Annotated in this window: 12 protein-coding genes; 9 read left to right on the top strand and 3 right to left on the bottom strand. The window is 30.6% G+C overall.

From position 1 onward, the window contains the following. Window positions 1–62 precede the first annotated feature (62 nt). The 4 genes from NL43_RS05540 (at window position 63) to NL43_RS05525 (ending at window position 6868) form a co-directional block, all read left to right on the top strand. On the top strand, window positions 63–965 hold the full coding sequence (locus NL43_RS05540; protein WP_069593045.1) for an AEC family transporter: 903 nt from the start codon (window positions 63–65) through the stop codon (window positions 963–965). A 210-nt stretch (window positions 966–1175) separates the two neighbouring features. Continuing rightward, window positions 1176–3128 carry a CoB--CoM heterodisulfide reductase iron-sulfur subunit A family protein gene (locus tag NL43_RS05535; protein WP_069593044.1) on the top strand — a complete coding sequence of 651 codons (1953 nt, stop codon included), beginning with the start codon at window positions 1176–1178 and terminating at the stop codon, window positions 3126–3128. Between the two features lie 278 nt (window positions 3129–3406). Beyond that, a complete protein-coding gene (gene glyA / locus NL43_RS05530) occupies window positions 3407–4675 on the top strand; it encodes a serine hydroxymethyltransferase (protein WP_069593043.1) in 1269 nt (422 codons plus the stop codon). 75 nt (window positions 4676–4750) lie between these two features. Then, window positions 4751–6868: a phage holin family protein gene (locus tag NL43_RS05525; RefSeq protein WP_069593042.1), complete on the top strand. Its 2118-nt coding sequence runs from the start codon at window positions 4751–4753 to the stop codon at window positions 6866–6868. Here the strand turns inward: NL43_RS05525 and NL43_RS05520 are convergent. Together NL43_RS05520 and NL43_RS05515 are read right to left on the bottom strand one after the other, a co-directional pair. After that, window positions 6865–7566 (bottom strand): flavoprotein, encoded by a 702-nt coding sequence (locus NL43_RS05520; RefSeq protein WP_069593041.1) that lies wholly within the window; start codon window positions 7564–7566, stop codon window positions 6865–6867. The two genes, NL43_RS05525 and NL43_RS05520, sit on opposite strands and share 4 nt — an antisense overlap. Beyond that, window positions 7566–7949: a DUF192 domain-containing protein gene (locus tag NL43_RS05515; RefSeq protein ID WP_069593040.1), complete on the bottom strand. Its 384-nt coding sequence runs from the start codon at window positions 7947–7949 to the stop codon at window positions 7566–7568. Before NL43_RS05515 ends, NL43_RS05520 begins: the two co-directional genes overlap by 1 nt. A 121-nt stretch (window positions 7950–8070) precedes the next feature. Between NL43_RS05515 and NL43_RS05510 the strand changes: the two genes are divergently transcribed. Both NL43_RS05510 and NL43_RS05505 read left to right on the top strand, forming a co-directional pair. After that, window positions 8071–8421: a hypothetical protein gene (locus tag NL43_RS05510; protein ID WP_069593039.1), complete on the top strand. Its 351-nt coding sequence runs from the start codon at window positions 8071–8073 to the stop codon at window positions 8419–8421. Between the two features lie 466 nt (window positions 8422–8887). Continuing rightward, window positions 8888–10111, top strand: coding sequence for a methionine adenosyltransferase (locus tag NL43_RS05505; RefSeq protein ID WP_069593038.1), 1224 nt, complete (start codon window positions 8888–8890; stop codon window positions 10109–10111). A gap of 58 nt (window positions 10112–10169) precedes the next feature. On the opposite strand, the gene NL43_RS05500 is transcribed toward NL43_RS05505, so the two are convergent. Continuing rightward, complete coding sequence (locus tag NL43_RS05500; protein WP_069593037.1) at window positions 10170–10946, bottom strand: flavodoxin family protein; 777 nt, start codon at window positions 10944–10946, stop codon at window positions 10170–10172. A gap of 258 nt (window positions 10947–11204) precedes the next feature. Here NL43_RS05500 and ileS point away from each other — a divergent pair, with 258 nt between their 5' ends. Genes ileS through NL43_RS05485 form a run of 3 tightly spaced genes read left to right on the top strand, consistent with a single transcriptional unit; the run spans window position 11205 to window position 17888 of the window. Beyond that, a complete protein-coding gene (gene ileS, locus NL43_RS05495) occupies window positions 11205–14378 on the top strand; it encodes an isoleucine--tRNA ligase (RefSeq protein WP_069593036.1) in 3174 nt (1057 codons plus the stop codon). A gap of 39 nt (window positions 14379–14417) precedes the next feature. Then, the gene (gene purL / locus NL43_RS05490) at window positions 14418–16586 is read left to right on the top strand and encodes a phosphoribosylformylglycinamidine synthase subunit PurL (protein ID WP_069593035.1); all 2169 of its coding nucleotides are present in this window, start codon (window positions 14418–14420) and stop codon (window positions 16584–16586) included. A gap of 21 nt (window positions 16587–16607) precedes the next feature. After that, window positions 16608–17888 carry a site-2 protease family protein gene (locus NL43_RS05485; protein ID WP_069593034.1) on the top strand — a complete coding sequence of 427 codons (1281 nt, stop codon included), beginning with the start codon at window positions 16608–16610 and terminating at the stop codon, window positions 17886–17888. Window positions 17889–18275 lie beyond the last annotated feature (387 nt).

Genomic DNA, 18275 nt, shown 5'->3' with positions numbered 1-18275 from the left:
AAATATAAATATAATTTCTCATAGAGTAATATATAATATTAAGTTTGTGTGGTGAAGTATACATGGCAAGTCCTATAGAAGTTATTTTAATTCCAACAGTTCTAATTATTATAGGATATGTTCTAAAAAGAATAGGGATGCTTAAGGCACAAGATAGTTCGACATTATCAAAGATTGTTACAAATGTAAGTATGCCTGCTTTAATATTTGTTAATTTATCAACAGCTAAACTTAATCTAAGCATGATTGAATTACCTATAGCTACATTTATAGTAAGTATATCATGTCTTACTATTGCATATTTATTTTGTAGAACTAAACATTATTCTAAAGTTAAAACATGGACAATCATGTTAGCAGCAGCAATGATTAATACAGGTTTTATTGGTTATCCTATAACTTTAGGCGTATATGGAAATGAAGGTTTTCTACGAGCAATATTCTGTGATTTAGCTACAACTATGTTATTTGTAATCTATGGTATGGTATTAGTTAAAGAGTTTGGTGGAGATACTAGAAAGGTTATAATTGAAGGTGCAAAATTCATGCCTTTCTGGGCAGTTGTATTAGGCATACTATTCGGTATGACTCATATACAATTAGGTTATGTAATTAATAATGTTCTAGAATATTTAGGTCAAGCAACAATACCGCTTATCATGATTTCATTAGGTTTAACATTAGATTTTAAGGATATGAAAAAATATCTTTCAACAACATTAGTCGTTTCATTTATAAGATTAGTTATATCACCTGTGTTGATGTTTATTATTTTAACCATAATTGGAGTTAAAGGATTAGGTTTTAAGGTAGCTATACTTGAATCAGGAATGTCTACAGCAATGTATTCATTAGTATTATCATTAACTTATGATTTGGATTATAAACTCATGAGTTCTTGTATATTCACAGATATACTTTTAAGTTTAGGAACATTAACTGTGATAATTTCATTGTTAGGATAATAATTGTCCTTTTATTTTTCTTTTTTTACTTAACTATTTTCATTTGTTTTTATACGAACTTAAGAAAAGTATAAATATTAAGTTTTCGTAATCTTACATTATAGGATATAATTTGTTAAATTTTTAATAGTTAACAAAATGTTTTTAAAGTTTTTTCAATAAAAAACTAAATTTTGAACATCATAGTCTTAATTAAATAGGTGATTTAACTTGGCAGATAATAACGAAGAATTACGTATAGGAGTATACACTTGTCACTGTGGAGTAAACATTGGTGGTGTAGTTGACTGTGCAGCAGTAGCTGAATACGTAGAAACACTTCCTGATGTTGTAGTATCACGTGAATATAAATACATGTGTTCCGACCCAGGACAAAAACTCATCCAAGATGATATTAAAGATTTAAACTTAAACAGAGTAGTAGTAGCAGCATGTAGTCCTCGTTTACACGAACCTACATTCAGAAGATGTGTAAAAGAAGCAGGATTAAACGAATTCTTATTTGACTTCGTAAACTTAAGAGAACAAGACTCCTGGGTACACGGAGATGACCCAGAAGGAGCTACTGAAAAAGCAAAAGACTTAGTACGTATGGGTGTAGCAAAAGCAAGATTACTCAACGCATTAACAGCTGAAACAGTATCTGTAACCAAAACCGCAATGGTTATTGGTGGAGGTATTGCAGGTATTCAAACCGCACTTGACCTTGGTGACATGGGATTCAAAACCTACCTCGTAGAAAGAAACCCAACATTAAGTGGAAGAATGGGACAATTAGATAAAACATTCCCTACACTCGACTGTTCAATGTGTATTTTAGCACCTAAAATGGTAGATGCTGGTAAACACGCAAACATCGAACTTTTAGCATACTCTGAAGTAAAAGATGTTGACGGTTACATAGGTAACTTCAAAGTAACAGTAGAACAAAAAGCAAGATTCGTAGATGCAGAAACCTGTACAGGTTGTGGAGTATGTCAAGAAGTATGTCCAATTGAAATGCCAAACTACTTCGATGAAGGAACTGGTATGGTAAAAGCAGCATACATTCCATTCCCACAAGCAGTACCTCTCGTAGCAACTATCGATGATGATTACTGTATTGGATGTCACTTATGTGATAAAGCATGTGAAATCGGTGCAATTGACCACGAACAAAAACCTACAACAGTAGAATTAGATATTGGTACAATTGTAGTAGCAACCGGTTACGACACATTCGACCCAACAGAAAAAGAAGAATACATCTTTGATCAAGCAGAAAACGTAATCACTGGTTTACAAATTGAAAGATACATCAATGCATCTGGACCAACACAAGGACATGTAATCCAACCTTCTTCTGGTGAAACACCTAAGAAAATTGCTTTCATCCAATGTGTAGGATCACGTGATGAAAAAGTTGGAAACCCATACTGTTCCAGAGTATGTTGTATGTACGCAATGAAAAACGCACAATTATGTGTTGACCACGAACCAGATACTCAAGTAACCATCTACTACATAGATATCCGTGCATTCGGTAAAGGTTACGAAGAATTCTACAGATTATCACAAGAAAAATACGGAATTAAATTTATCAGAGGTAAAGCAGCACAACTTATCGAAAACGAAGATAAAACTATCACAGTACGTGCAGAAGATACCCTCTTAGGTAAAGCAACCGCATTTACTTATGATTTAGTAGTACTTTCAGTAGGTCTCGTACCTCCTGCAGGTAAAGAAGAACTAAGACAAACATTAGGATTATCCGCAAGTGCTGACGGATTCTTCATGGAAGCACACCCTAAACTCAGACCTGTTGACACAATGACCGATGGTATTTACCTCGCTGGTGTAGCACAAGGTCCTAAAGATATTCCTGACACAGTTGCACAAGCTTCAGGTGCAGCAGCAAGAGCAGCAATTCCTATGATCCAAGGAGAAGTAGCAATTGAACCTATTGTTGCAGAAGTAACTAAAGACAACTGTGGTGGTTGTGAAATTTGTGTTGAATTATGTCCATTTGGAGCTCTTTCCATTGTTGATGGAAAATGTGATGTAAACGTTGCATTATGTAAAGGATGTGGAACCTGTGTAGGAGCATGTCCAACAGGTGCATTAGATCAAGCACACTTCAAAAACGATCAAATTTTAGCTCAAATTGAAGCAGCTTTCCAATAAGTTCTTAGAACATATTAAAAGAAAGAAGGGAATTCATTCCCTCTTATCTTTTATTTAAAAAATATCAAATCTATTTTTTACACTAATTTTTAGAAATTTTTACAATTCCGTTATAAAAACTATAAAATTTTTTTTACTAAAAAAATTACTATTATAAGATAAACTAATTATAAGATTAATAACATAATATAATAATATAGTTGGATAATCAAATTTCCAATATATTTTACGTTTATAAAAGAATAAATACATTGAAAACCATTGGAGGAATATATTTAATGTCTAATTTGGAACAAGCACAAGAAATTAAAAACTTAACAAAACAACATCATGACTGGATGAAAAATAGTTTAAACTTAATTGCAAGTGAAAATATTACAAGTAGAGCTGTAAGAGAAGCAATGGCATCTGACTTATCACACAGATATGCAGAAGGTTTACCTGGTGAAAGATTATATGAAGGATGTATATACATAGATGAAATTGAACAAAGAACAATTGAACTATCTGAAAAATTATTTGGTGCAGACCATGCTAATGTACAATCTACTTCCGGAGTAGTAGCAAACTTAGCAAGTTTCTTTGCAGTATCAAAACCAGGTGACTTATTAATGTCTATTAATGTACCTGAAGGAGGACATATAAGTCACGCAAATGTTAGTGCAGCAGGAGTAAGAGGTCTTAAAACATCATCATTACCAATGGACACTGAATTAATGAATGTGGATCTTGATAAAGCTCAAGCAAAAATAAGAGATAAACAACCAACAACAATTGTTCTTGGAGGAAGTTTATTTTTATTCCCACATCCTGTTAAAGAAATATCCGAAGTAGCTCAAGAAGTTGGAGCAAGAGTTATCTATGATGGAGCACACGTTTTAGGATTAATTGCAGGAAAACAGTTCCAAGATCCTGTAAAAGAAGGTGCAGACATTGTAACAGGAAGTACACATAAAACATTCCCAGGACCTCAAGGAGGTATTATTTTATGTAAAGAAGAATTACATAAAAAAATTGACAACTGTGTATTCCCAGGTTTAGTAAGTAACCACCACCTCCATCACATGGCAGGTTTAGGAATTGCTACAGCTGAAATGCTTGAATTCGGTGAAGCTTATGCTAAACAAACAATAAAAAATGCTAAAGCTTTAGCTCAAAGTTTATATGAATTAGGTTTCAATGTATTATGTGAAGAACAAGGATTCACAGAATCACATCAAGTAGCAATGGATGTTTCTGAACTTGGTGATGTATCTGAAATGGCTAAAACATTACAAAATAATAATATCATCTTAAATAAAAACTTACTCCCATGGGATGATGTTAACAATAGTAGTAATCCATCAGGTATAAGAATGGGATCTCAAGAACTAACACACCGTGGATTCAAAGAAGATGACATGACTCAAGTTGCTGAATTCATTAAACAAGTTGTAATGGATGGAAAAGATGTAACAGAAGATGTAACTGATTTCATGCAAAACTTCACAAAAGTTCACTACTCCTTTGATGAAGGTGCTGAAGGTTACGATTACATTGAATTTTAAGTAATTTAGTTATAGGAGAGTAGATTCTCTTATAATCTTTTTTTTTTATAATTAATTATTCTGGGGAAAATAAAAATGATAAATACATTTAAATCTAATTTTATCAGGATAATTAAAATGATTATTTTCTTATTCTTAGAAGTTTTGTTATTTTTTATTTTATCAAGACATTTTGGTTTTATATTACCTAATTTTAGGACTGCTTTTATTATTATTTTAGGTTTATCTATTATTAATGTAATTCTTTGGCCAATAGTATCTTATTTATCTTTACCTTTCATTGTAATTACATTAGGATTTGGTACATTTTTAATAGATGGGTTATTCATATGGTGTATTGGATTTTTTACAACTGGTGTTAATATAACTGGTTTTTCGTTATTTACAATTCCATTTCTCATTGGAATAATTAATGCTCTTTTAACTATTGTTCTTGATATTGATGAGGACAGTACTTATTATAGGTATGTTCTTAAAAGAAATTCAGAAAATAGTAATAACTCCAATTCAACAGGATTTATTTTCTTAGAAATTGATGGTCTTGCAAGAGATATATTAGATGAAGCAATAGAAAGAGGAGATATGCCAACACTTAAAGGATGGCTTGTTGATGGTTCTCATAAATTAACTACGTGGGAAACAGATTTATCTAGTCAAACTGGTGCTTCTCAAGCAGGTATTTTACATGGAAATAATGATAATATTCCAGCATTCCGTTGGATTGAAAAAATAAATAATAATCATATAGTATCATCAAATGGATTTAATGATGCTGCTTTAATTGAAAGTCGTATTTCTAATGGTGAAGGTTTACTTTCATTTAATGGTGCAAGTAGGTGTAATTTGTTTTCAGGGGATGCAAAGGATACTTTATTAACTTTTAGTAGTTTTGGTTCTATTAGAAGTCTTGGAAGTCGTGCATGGTATTCACTTTATTCAACACCTTTTTTCATAGCAAGGTTATTACTTTTATTCATATGGGATATTATCTTAGAATTTATTTCAAGATTAATTCATTTGTTTAAAAACATAAAACCTTGTCTTAATGTCAGGGGTTTGTTTTATTATGTTGCCCGTGCTGGAGCTAATGTTGTTATGAGGGAGGCTTCAACATTTTCACTTATTGGTGATATTTATTCTGCAAAATATGACGTGATTTATACAACCTATATGGGTTATGATGAAATTGCTCATCATTCTGGTATTAGGGATTATGATGCTTTTTATGCACTTCGTCAAATTGATAAACAGTTTAAACATATTAATCATGCAATAAAGGATGTTTCACGTAATTATGAAGTCATAGTATTATCTGATCATGGTCAATCGGGTGGACCTACATTTAAACAGAAGTATGGTATTACATTAAATAATCTTGTTGAGAAATTTCTTCCAGAAAATGTCACTGTTCATGGTATTCTTCATTCAAATGATGACCACTTTGTTGAAAAAGTTTCATTAAAGGATTATGCTCTTCAAAGTGAGAAGGTGGAATCTATTATTTCTCGTACAATGGATTTTAGAAGTAAAGCTTCATCTAAGATGTATTTTGATGAACTTAAAAATAAGAAAGAGTTGTTCACGGGAAATAAACCTATTATTGATAGATTAAATGATCTTTCTGATAAATATAACTTGGATATTCATTTACCTAAAGATGTGATTAGTATTGAAAATGCTCAAACAATTGTTCTAGCTTCAGGTAATCTTGGACTTATATATTTCACTGATTGGGCTACACGTCTATCATATGAACAAATTGAGGATGCTTTCCCAGGATTAATAAAGGGTATTGCTAGTCATCCAGGTATTGGATTTGTAATGGTGCATAGTAGTATATATGGTACTATTTGTTTATCGGGGGATAATATTTATTATATGGATGATGATAAGTATGTTGGAAATCAATTTTTAGAAGTTTATGGTGAAAATATTGTTAATCATTTAAAACGTACTGATTCATTTGATTATGTTCCTGATATTCTTGTCAATAGTATTTATGATGATATTAATGACGAAGTTTATGCATTTGAGGAATTAATTGGAAGCCATGGTGGTGTCGGTGGTACTCAACAAGCACCATTTATAGCATATCCTTCTAGTTGGTCTTTAGATGAATCGTTAATTGGTGCTGTGAGTGTTCATAAGTTCTTTAAAAAAGAAATTTTTAGTAAGTGGGATGAAGAAAATTAATTCATTTCTTCTATTTTTTTTATTATTTCTTCAGGATGAAGTAGTGTAGTTGTATTTTCTATTTTTTCTAATTTTTTTGTATTTTCTGCATCTATTTTTCTTATATATAATTGTATTTTTTTTCTAGTTATTATTGCATTGTAGGAACATGTATTTTCACAGTTTAAGCAACTATTACATTTTGTTGTATCAATTAGTGGTGGTTGGATTATTTTTTGTGGACATTTGTTGTTTGCAGTGCAGGTATCACATTGTTTGCATTTTGTCTTATCAATATATGGTGGTAGTTGTGTGGTTATAAGTCCTTCTTTTTGATCAACTGGAACTATTATTTGGGGAATTTGTCCTTTTCCTGATTGTGCTGCAACATTTGTTATGAGAGTGTCTGCTATTCCGTGCACTATTTTTGCAGTTGTATTTGCAGTGGTTGGTGATATTATTATTAAATCATATTTTTCATGTGTTAATTTTCCAGATAATGGGTAGCTGTATTGTTGTTGTTCATCTGTTATATAGTGGTGGTGGGGGTTTTCTAGAATTTTTTTTATTTTATTGTTATAACCATATAATTGTAGTACTTCTTTTCCTGCTTTACTTGTGATTAGGGTTATTTCATGTTTTTTACTTATTTTTTCTAGCACGTCTATACTTTCTTTTAACAGATGTCCTGCTCCAGTTATTGCCCATATTATTTTCATTATTCAATTTCCTTTTTAGTCTCTTTTTTTAAGACTTTTATTTTGTTAGTTATTTCTATGTTATTTTCTTTTATTGTATTTTCGGATACTTCTATTATATATTTTATACCTGATTTTTGAGGTATGTATATTTGCCATGGTTTAAGTGTTATAATTTCTTGTATTTCATCATCAGTATTTACATAAATTATAGCTATGGTCTTTTTCATGAATAGTGTATGTATTGTTGCAAGAAGTCTATTTTCATAATATTGTTTATAGAGTAATGGTGTGATTTTATCTTTAAACATCAATCCCTTTAAACGTTTTATGAATGTATTAGCATAATCAATACTTATGATACTTTGTTTATTATTTTTAGTTTTTATTACTATTTTATACATAATTTTTATTATATAATATTATTATTTCTAATCTATAAGTACTTGTATGCTATTATGTCATGTATTATAATACTAATAACCTAAAGATATACATTGAATGTACAACATAAAATAATATGTTATGTTGAAAGATAACAAATTTAATTTATCTCTACGATTAAGTACTATTGATTGTACAACATCAACTAAATATTATAGATTAAATCAAAAAATCTCAGAAAATGAAAAACAAAAAATAAAACAATATTTTAAATATTATACAACATCTGATTTTCAAGATTTAGATAATGTAGCTGGTAATACAACTGGGTGGATGTGTAAAGAGAATGATGTTGAAGTAGTTGAAAAATTACTCGATATTATTGAAACACGAGCTATAAAACAACAACGTCTACAGGAAACTCAGGAAAAAAGAAGTGTGCAATCAGTACAAAGTATAGAAAAAACTTTACTAATGGGTTTTTCAAATTAAAAGTTTTATCTAAACTTTAAATCTTTTTTTATTTTTTCATTATTTCAAACTAATAATTAAACAGAATATCTTGTATTTTGATAAATTCTCAAATTTCTTAGTATTATCAATTTATTTAAAAAATATGTATATTAATTATATTTTTATCATATATTATGGGTATATACTAAACTATAATTAATTAAACACTTCTACATGATAACTATTTTTTACTCAATACTAAACTTGAGTTTTATTATTCTACTATTTTATATTAAACAAATATTAAATAATCTAATAAATAAAAATATATTTATATGTAAATGTTTTATCAAAAATTATTTTTTAGATAAGACTTTAAAATGATTCTCATGTATTAAGAGAAAATATCAAGAAATTATATTTATTAGTTTTCAATTAAAAAAATAATTTAATCCGATTATTAAAATTATTTAATGTAAATCAAAAACTTAATAGAGGTGCAGCAATGCGTAATATAAAAATCGAAAAAGCTGTAGGAAAAACAGCAGGACAAAATGAAATAGAAGTAGTAGAAAGAAAAGGAATCGGACATCCAGATAGTATCAGTGATGGTATAGCAGAAGCTGTAAGTAGAGTATTATCTCAAACATACAAAGAAAAAGCTGGTCATGTATTACACCATAATACTGACGAAGTACAAATAACTGCTGGTGAATCAGATCCTAAATTTGGTGGTGGACAAATAATAAAACCAATCCAAATATTACTCACAGGAAGAGCAGCAAATGAATTCACACTACCAAATGGTGAAACACATAAAGTAGGAGTAGACACAATAGCAATAGAAGCTGCAAAAGATTTCCTTAAAGATACAATTATAAACTTAGATGTAGAATATGGAACAGTAGTTGAATGTAAAATAGGTCAAGGATCAGCAGACTTACGAGATGTATTCCAAAGACCAAATGATATTCCATCATCAAATGATACATCATTTGGAGTAGGATTTGCACCATTTACACCAACAGAAAATCTAGTACTTAAAACAGAAGAATTACTAAACAGTAAAGACTTCAAAAAACAATATCCTCAAGTAGGAGAAGATATAAAAGTAATGGGATTACGTGAAAATGATAACATAACTCTTACAATAGCAGCAGCATTTGTATCAAAGTATGTTGATGACAGAGACACATATCTTAACATGAAAGCAGAATTAACAGACATAGTAAAAGATTTAGCTGCAAAAGAAACCGATTTATCAGTAGATACATTTATAAATACAGCTGATGATGAAAGTAAAGATGATGAATCAGGTTACTATTTAACAGTAACTGGTACAAGTGCAGAAATGGGTGATGATGGTTCTGTAGGAAGAGGAAACAGAGCAAACGGACTTATCACACCAAACAGACCAATGTCTATGGAAGCAACATCCGGTAAAAATCCAATAAACCACGTAGGAAAAATATACAACTTACTATCTAATGAAATTACAAGAGAAGTAGTGCATGATGTAGAAGGCGTAAAAAACATTGACATGGTTATCTTAAGTCAAATAGGAAAACCAATAGATCAACCAAGAACTGCAACAGCACACATCCAAACAGAAGATGGGTACACAGTTGAAGATGTAGAAGAAGATGTAACAAGAATAATTGATAAATGGTTAGAAAACATCACAGACATTAAAGATTTCATGCTTGAAGGAAAATTAAGAACATTCTAATGAATGTACTTCTTATTTATCTTTTTTTTAAAAAAATATAAAAATATAAATAATATTTCTATTTTTCAACAGTATTTTTACTTAAAAATCCTAATAAAATTCTATAAAATAGCTTATAAGGTATCTTTTTAATACTATTACATGGAATACCTGGATAAAACTCATTATTAATCATATTATTTTTAACCCAATACTCATGATCTAATTCAACATGATTATTATATGCCATAGCTCTCCAAAGATTGTAATAAAATAAAGCTTTTCTATCAGGACTTTTCAAATGATTACTAACAATACTATTATAGAACTGTTTTGTAGTTTTATCAATAACTTTCTTAGTTTTAAGAGGAAGACGTCCTGTACCATCATGTGCATGAACAAAACATAATTTAAATCGTTCATTATAACCCCAGTTTCTTAAAGTTTCATCAAGATAATCTCCAACTTTTTTATGACCATTACCTGCAGTAGTAACCACAACTAATGCTTTTTTCTTAAAAAAGTAAGGTCTATGATAAAAATATGCAAGATGATCAATAAAATTCTTGATAAGACCTGTAACATTCAAAGCATAAACCGGACTTGTAATAATAAATCCATCACATGATTTCATAGCATCAACAATAGGTGAAATAATCTCATTATGAGGACAAGTATCTTCTCCATTATTAAAACAACTATAACAACCAGTACATGCTGGTAAATTAATATTTCCTAAATCAATTTCATTAAAAACAGGATTTTTATCATTTTCAGAAAGAGTATCTTTAATTCTTTCAACAATTTGCCAAGTATTTTGTCGTCGAGGACTACCATTAATAATTAAATAATTCATTAAAAATTTACTCCTTATTTCGTCTTTATTTAATATTTTTTAATATTATAATATAAAATACTACTTCTTAACTAATATATTATTTCATTCTTCTAAAAAAATAAGGATTAACTATTATTGTAAGTAATAACAAAAATATTAATGATTATAATATCATCTAATCAACGATGAATTATACTATGAAAGGGGACTATTCATAAATTAAAACCATAAACTCATGAATAAACCCACTATAATTAAATTAAGAGGAGACATCATATGCCAATAAATGGGGTAGAACAGGGATATAATAAAGATTTAGAAAAAAAGATACAATCATTTTGGCAAGAAAATGACATCTATAATAAAACAAATAAACAAAGAGAAAATAGACCAAAATACGCATTTCTAGATGGACCACCCTACTGTAGTGGAAGAATACATCTTGGAACTGCATGGAACAAAACACTTAAAGATGCATTTCTAAGATATAAAAGTATGGCAGGCTTTAGTCTAAGAAGACAAGCTGGATGGGATACACATGGACTTCCAATAGAACATAAAGTAGAACAATTACTAGACATTAAAAGTAAACAAGAAATCGAAGAAAAATATGGAATCGATAACTTTGTAGATAAATGTAAAGAATTTGCTATAAAAAATAAGGATGACATGACCCAACAATTCAAAGGAATGGGTATATGGATGGACTGGGAAGACCCATATGTAACATATGATAATGGATACATGGAATCCTGTTGGTGGACACTTAAACAAGCAGATGCAAAAGATTTACTTGTACAAGATAAAAGAGTAATCACATGGTGTCCGCACTGTGAAACAGCACTAGCAAATGCAGAAATTGAATATGGAGATCAAATAGATCCATCAATCTATGTTAAATTTGAACTAAAACAACAAGAATATGATGATATAACAACATATATTCTTATTTGGACAACAACTCCATGGACAATTCCAGCAAACCTGGCTGTAAGTGTACATCCTGACTTTGAATATAGTTATGTGAAAATACAAAATCCTCAAACACAAAAAGAGGAAATATTAGTAATGGCTGATGCACTAATTGACTCTGTACTTGGAGATATTGAAAAAACAATTATCAAAACAGTAAAAGGAGAAGAACTTGAAGGTATTGAATATTATCATCCATTACGTGAAGAAGTACCATTACAAGAGGAATTTAATCATAGAATAATTCTTGGAACACATGTAACACTAGAAGATGGTACAGGATGTGTACATACAGCACCAGGTCATGGTCCAGAGGATTATGAAGTAGGAAGTAAAAATGGAATACCACCATTCTGTCCAGTAGGAGAAAATGGTAAATACACAGAAGAAGCGGGAAAATATGCAAATCAACCAATAAGAGATATGCAAGATGAAATAACACATGATTTATATCATAAAAATGCTCTTCTAAATGAAGGAACAATAGACCACCGTGTAGGATTCTGTTGGAGATGTAAAACACCTATTATTTACATAGCAACAAAACAATGGTTTATAAAAGTAACAGAAATTAAAGACCAAATGCTAGAACAATTAGATGCAGTAGAATGGGTACCCTCATGGGCTGGAGAAAGCAGGTTTAGAAACTGGGTAGAAAATGCAAGAGATTGGACAATATCTAGACAAAGATACTGGGGAATACCATTACCAATATGGACTTGTCAAGAATGTGGAAACAAAGTAGTAGTAGGTTCTAAACAAGAACTCAAAGACTTATCTGGTGATGATACACTAACTGGTGACTTTGTACACAGACCACATGTGGATAATATAGATATACCATGTGAATGTGGCCATAAAATGCAAAGAGTACCTGATGTACTTGATGTATGGATAGATTCAGGAGTAGCAGGATGGGCAGCACTACACTATCCTCAAAATCCATCAGAAAACTTTGATGAATGGTTCCCATATGACTTTATTGCAGAAGGACATGACCAAACAAGAGGATGGTTCTACTCACAATTAGGATTAGGAGTAGCAGCATTTGGAAAAGCACCATACAAAAAAGTATTAATGCATGGATTTACTCTCGATGATGAAGGTAAAAAGATGAGTAAATCCCTTGGAAATGTAGTAAGTCCTGAAGAAGTAATAGAAAAATACAGTGCAGATGTACTAAGATTCTACTTACTTGATGCAAATAAACCATGGGATGATCTTAAATTCCATTGGGATGAAGTACAAAACTCCTCAAAAATATTCAACATATTATGGAATGTATACTACTTCTCCACAACATACATGAGTATTGATAACTTTGATCCAACAAAACATAACAAAGAAGACCTGGTATTCAGAGAAGAAGATTTATGGATAAGATCACGTGTAAACTCACTTATCAAATCAGTATCAGATGATATAGAAGCACTAGTATTTAACAGGGCAACAGAAAAAATCACAGACTTTGTACTAGAAGATTTAAGTCGTTGGTATGTAAGACTTATTAGGGGAAGAACATGGGTAGAAAGTGATGATCCAGATAAATTAGGAGCATACTACACATTGTACTACACACTCAAAGACTTAATCAGAGTACTTGCACCAATAGCACCACACATTAGTGAAGAAATCTATCAAAACCTTGTACGTGGTGTAGAAACAGATGCACCTGAAAGTGTACATATGCTTGACTGGGTATATGATGAATCAGAAATAGATGTTTTACTAGAAGAAAACATGAATTACATAAGAGATATTCTTGAAGCAAGTGCACATGCAAGAGATGTTGCAAGATTCAAACTAAGATGGCCAGTACAAAATATCACAGTAGTAACAGAAGAAAGTTCCGTAAAAACAGCAATAGAATCACTGGAAAATGTATTGCTGGAACAAGCAAATACCAAGAACATAACAATAGAAACAGAACTAGAAAATGCAATAATAATTGCAAAACCAAATATGGCAATTTTAGGTCCAAAACTAAGAGGAGATCTTGGAAGAGTAAAACAATACTTCGAACAAGATGATGTTGATGCTTCACAAATACAAGAAGAAGTATTAAGTAATGGTGAATACACAATATCCTTTGAAGATAAAGATATAACTCTTACAACAGAAGAAATACTCTTTGAAAAAGAAGTACCTGAAAACCTTGTAAGTTGTGAATTTGAAGGTGGAAATGTTTATGTTGACACAGAATTAACACCTGAAATATACTCAGAGGCAATGGCAAGAGAATTAATCCGTCGTATACAAGACATGCGTAAAGATTTAGATTTAAATGTAGAAGCAAATATTCATGTAACTGTAGAATGTAGTGATGACTTCAAAGATGCAGTAGCTCCACACCAGGAATACATATCAAATGAAGTTCGTACAGATAAACTAGTATTTAATGTAGTAGATGAAAGTAAAGGTTATATGAAAGATTGGAAAATAGAAGATGAACAACTTAAAATAGTAATAAAAGAATAAATTATAATTAAAAAAAAATTCAATAGGTTGTATGAGTTTATGGTTTTAACTGATGATGAATTAAAATATATAGAAGAAGTATTAGGAAGAAAACCTAATGAATTAGAACTTGGAATGATGGATGTAATGTTCTCAGAACACTGTTCTTATAAGAGTAGTAAACCAATTCTAAGAAATTTCCCAACTGATGGACCTGATGTAATATTAGGTCCAGGGGATGATGCAGGAATTGTAAGTCTTACTGATGAATATGCACTAGCAATAGGAATGGAAAGTCATAACCATCCATCTGCTGTAGAACCATATGGTGGAGCAGGAACAGGTATTGGTGGAATAGTAAGAGATATAATAAGTATGGGGGCAAGACCAGTAGTACTTCTAGATGCACTTAGATTTGGACATATGAGTGATCAAAGATCCAAATACATATTTGACTATGTAGTAAAAGGAATTTCTGACTATGGAAACAGAATAGGAGTACCAACAGTTGGTGGAGAAATAGAATTTGATGATAACTTCCAATACAATCCAATGGTAAATGTGGTATGTGCAGGACTAGTAAAAAAAGATGAAATAGTTTATGGTTCAGCACCAATTGTAGGTGATGTATACTTACTCATGGGTGGAACCACAGGAAGGGATGGAATACATGGAGTAACATTTGCATCAGAAGAATTAACAAGTAACTCTGAAATAGAAGATAGACCAGCAGTACAAGTAGCAGACCCATTTACTAAAAAACGAGTAATGGAAGCAACATATGAATTACTTGAAACATTAGATATTCATGGAGTAAAAGACCTGGGAGGAGGAGGACTAACCTGTTGTCTATCAGAAATGGCGGATAAAGGAGGAAATGGTTCACTCATTGACTTAAATAAAATACCACTACGTGAAGAAAACATGACACCATATGAAATCATGCTTTCAGAATCACAGGAAAGAATGGTATTTGCAATATCACCAGATGATGTAGAAGAAGCATCAGCAATATGTGAAAAACATGACTTATCTCATGCAGTAATTGGAACAATTATTGATAAACGGGAATTCATAATAAAAGATGATGAAGAAGAAATCTGTCATGCACCAAACATATTATTTACTGAAGCACCAATCATTGAAAGAGAAGCAAAAGCACCAGAAAAAGTAATTGATGATGTGGAAATACCACAAACAAATCCACAAGAAGCATTATTTAAATTACTTGCATCAGAAAACATAACAAGTAAGGAATGGGTATATAGTCAATATGACCATGAAGTACAATTAAGAACAATAGTAAAACCAGGGGATGATGCCGCAGTAATTAAAGTAGATGAAAACACCTCATTTACAATAGGAACTGACTGTAACAGTACTCATGTGCTATTAAATCCATATGATGGAGCAGCATCAGCAGTACTTGAATCAATAAATAATGCTATAAGTATGGGAGCAAGACCAATATCACTCGTTGACTGTCTTAACTTTGGAAATCCTGAAAAACCAGAAGTATTCTGGCAATTCAAAGAAGCAGTACAAGGAATGAGTGATGTAGCAAATAAATTCAATGTACCATTTATCAGTGGAAATGTAAGTTTCTACAATGAAACAGAAGGAGTAACGGTAAATCCATCACCAATAGTAGGAACAGTAGGAGTACTATCTAATGATAATATTAAAACAATGACTCTTAAAGATGAAGGAGATATAATCTTACTTGTTGGAAACACATATCCTGAACTTGATGGATCACAATACTACAAAGAAGTACATGACGTAGTACAAGGATATCCACCAAAACTTAGAATTGATGAAAACTTCAAAGTATCCACTGCAATTGAAGAATTAATCAAAGAAGAAAGTAGTATAACAGCAGTACATGATGTATCTAAAGGTGGAATAGTAACATCCCTTGCAATGATGGCAATAAAATCTAATAAAGGATTAACTGCTGATATTAATAAAACACCATCAACAGAAGACTTAACGCTTGATGAAAAATTATTCTCAGAATCATACAGTAGATTCATAATAACTGTAAAATCAAGTAGTATTGACAGTATAAAAGAAGCACTTAACAAGAAAGATGTAGCATACGCTGTAATTGGAGAAGTAAAAGCATCAGACTTCATAATAAACAATGATGATAATGAAATAATAGGTGCAAGTATTGATGAACTCATAAAACAAAACACATCAACAATTGAAACACACATGGCATAAAAATAAAGAGTAGGTAATTCTATGAATGGCTTATGGTACTATTTAATAGGTTTTATAATTATATGGATTTTAGCATTCTTGCTGAAAAATAAGTATAATATAACAAGAGAAGGAATAGTACTCATGCTTAAAACTGAAAAGTTAAAAGGAGTACTTGATAGAATTGCTAGTGTCAGTCCTAAGTTCTGGAAGGGATACATGAATATATGTATTCCTATTGGAATCTTTTTCATGATACTAATGGTTATATCATTAATATTATCAGTACAGTTAATGTTTGAAATGCCTACAGTATCAGTAATATTACCGGGAGTAGATATACCTGGCTCACCAATATACATACCCTTCGTGACAGGATTACTAGCACTAGCAACAGTTCTAATAATACATGAAGGTGGTCATGGAGTATTAGCCAGAGTAGAAGGAATATCTGTAGATTCAGTAGGATTACTACTGCTTGCAGTAATACCCGGAGCATTTGTAGAACCAAATCAGGAAGAAATAAATAAAGCAAATGGAATAAGTAAACTAAGAGTTTACTTTGCAGGACCAATGTTTAACATAGGCTTATGTCTAATAGCACTAGTTATAACTGCAGGAATTGGTGGATTCATTGCATCAGAAGAAATCTACACAACCGATGGTGTGGAAATAACAAGTGTAGTGCCTGGAAGTCCATCAGAGGGAATATTATCTAATGGAATGGTTATATATGAGATAAATAATCAAACAATCACAAACACTACTTTCTATATGCAAGCGCTATCTGATAAACAAATAGGTGATAATATAACCGTAACTACAAATACTGGTGTTTATAATATTACCTTGGATGAGAATCCCAATAATACTACTAAATCATATATGGGTGTAAGATCACAGAATCACCAAATAGTAGAACCTAGTGCTCAAAGAAAATATGGAACAATCCTACCTGCAATATTATCCAAACTTCAAGAATTATTTTACTTCATATTCTTCCTAAATTTAGCAGTAGGAACATTTAATCTACTACCTATGAAACCATTAGATGGTGGTTTAATATTTGAGGAAATATTAAAAATAAAAATAAGACCAGATAGAAGACAAGACTTCAATAATACACTAAATAGGTATACTAGGATATTTCCAACAACAATCAGATGTTGGATAAGCAGACGATTCAATACATTACTTAACTTCATATCTAATCATGAACTTGATGATAAAATAGCTGAAACAATTGTACGAACAATATCTGCAATGATAATGGTAATTATAGTAATGCTTTTAATCTATGGAATAGTACCTGCAATATTATAAAACAGGTTTATTTCATTATCTTTTTTTAGCAACATGTAAACTACTTTTTTTCATGGTAAAATGATCTATCAATTGTAAAATAAGTGTATGAAAAACTATTTTTATTTAATTCTTCAAAAAAATCGTAAAGTTTAAGTTGTTAATCGACAAATATACTATTGGATGAGCTTTGTTTAGTTAGATACATGTTTAAATATAAATTCATATTTTTATATTAACTTTACTATTTTATTTTCTAATTTTAATAAAAATTAGAAGAGAACCATTTACAGTGTAAACTATAAAAGAATATTATACAAAAATAACCTTAAAAACTAATTTTTAAATAAACTAAATGATTATAATAAAAATTTTCATACGAATTCTATGAAAAAATGAAGTTGAATC

The sequence above is a fragment of the Methanosphaera sp. WGK6 genome (assembly GCF_001729965.1).
GTDB lineage: Archaea > Methanobacteriota > Methanobacteria > Methanobacteriales > Methanobacteriaceae > Methanosphaera.
Note: the sequence above shows the minus strand (reverse complement) of the source record. Positions and strands in the feature narration are given on the sequence as shown.

What these genes read in the sequence shown, in the direction of transcription:
- NL43_RS05500 (WP_069593037.1), bottom strand. Translation starts at nt 10,946, where the DNA reads ATGAATTATTTAATTATTAATGGTAGTCCTCGACGACAAAATACTTGG.
- purL (WP_069593035.1), top strand. Translation starts at nt 14,418, where the DNA reads ATGGTTTTAACTGATGATGAATTAAAATATATAGAAGAAGTATTAGGA.
- NL43_RS05510 (WP_069593039.1), top strand. Translation starts at nt 8,071, where the DNA reads ATGTTGAAAGATAACAAATTTAATTTATCTCTACGATTAAGTACTATT.
- glyA (WP_069593043.1), top strand. Translation starts at nt 3,407, where the DNA reads ATGTCTAATTTGGAACAAGCACAAGAAATTAAAAACTTAACAAAACAA.
- NL43_RS05520 (WP_069593041.1), bottom strand. Translation starts at nt 7,566, where the DNA reads ATGAAAATAATATGGGCAATAACTGGAGCAGGACATCTGTTAAAAGAA.
- NL43_RS05525 (WP_069593042.1), top strand. Translation starts at nt 4,751, where the DNA reads ATGATAAATACATTTAAATCTAATTTTATCAGGATAATTAAAATGATT.
- NL43_RS05515 (WP_069593040.1), bottom strand. Translation starts at nt 7,949, where the DNA reads ATGTATAAAATAGTAATAAAAACTAAAAATAATAAACAAAGTATCATA.
- NL43_RS05540 (WP_069593045.1), top strand. Translation starts at nt 63, where the DNA reads ATGGCAAGTCCTATAGAAGTTATTTTAATTCCAACAGTTCTAATTATT.
- NL43_RS05505 (WP_069593038.1), top strand. Translation starts at nt 8,888, where the DNA reads ATGCGTAATATAAAAATCGAAAAAGCTGTAGGAAAAACAGCAGGACAA.
- NL43_RS05485 (WP_069593034.1), top strand. Translation starts at nt 16,608, where the DNA reads ATGAATGGCTTATGGTACTATTTAATAGGTTTTATAATTATATGGATT.
- ileS (WP_069593036.1), top strand. Translation starts at nt 11,205, where the DNA reads ATGCCAATAAATGGGGTAGAACAGGGATATAATAAAGATTTAGAAAAA.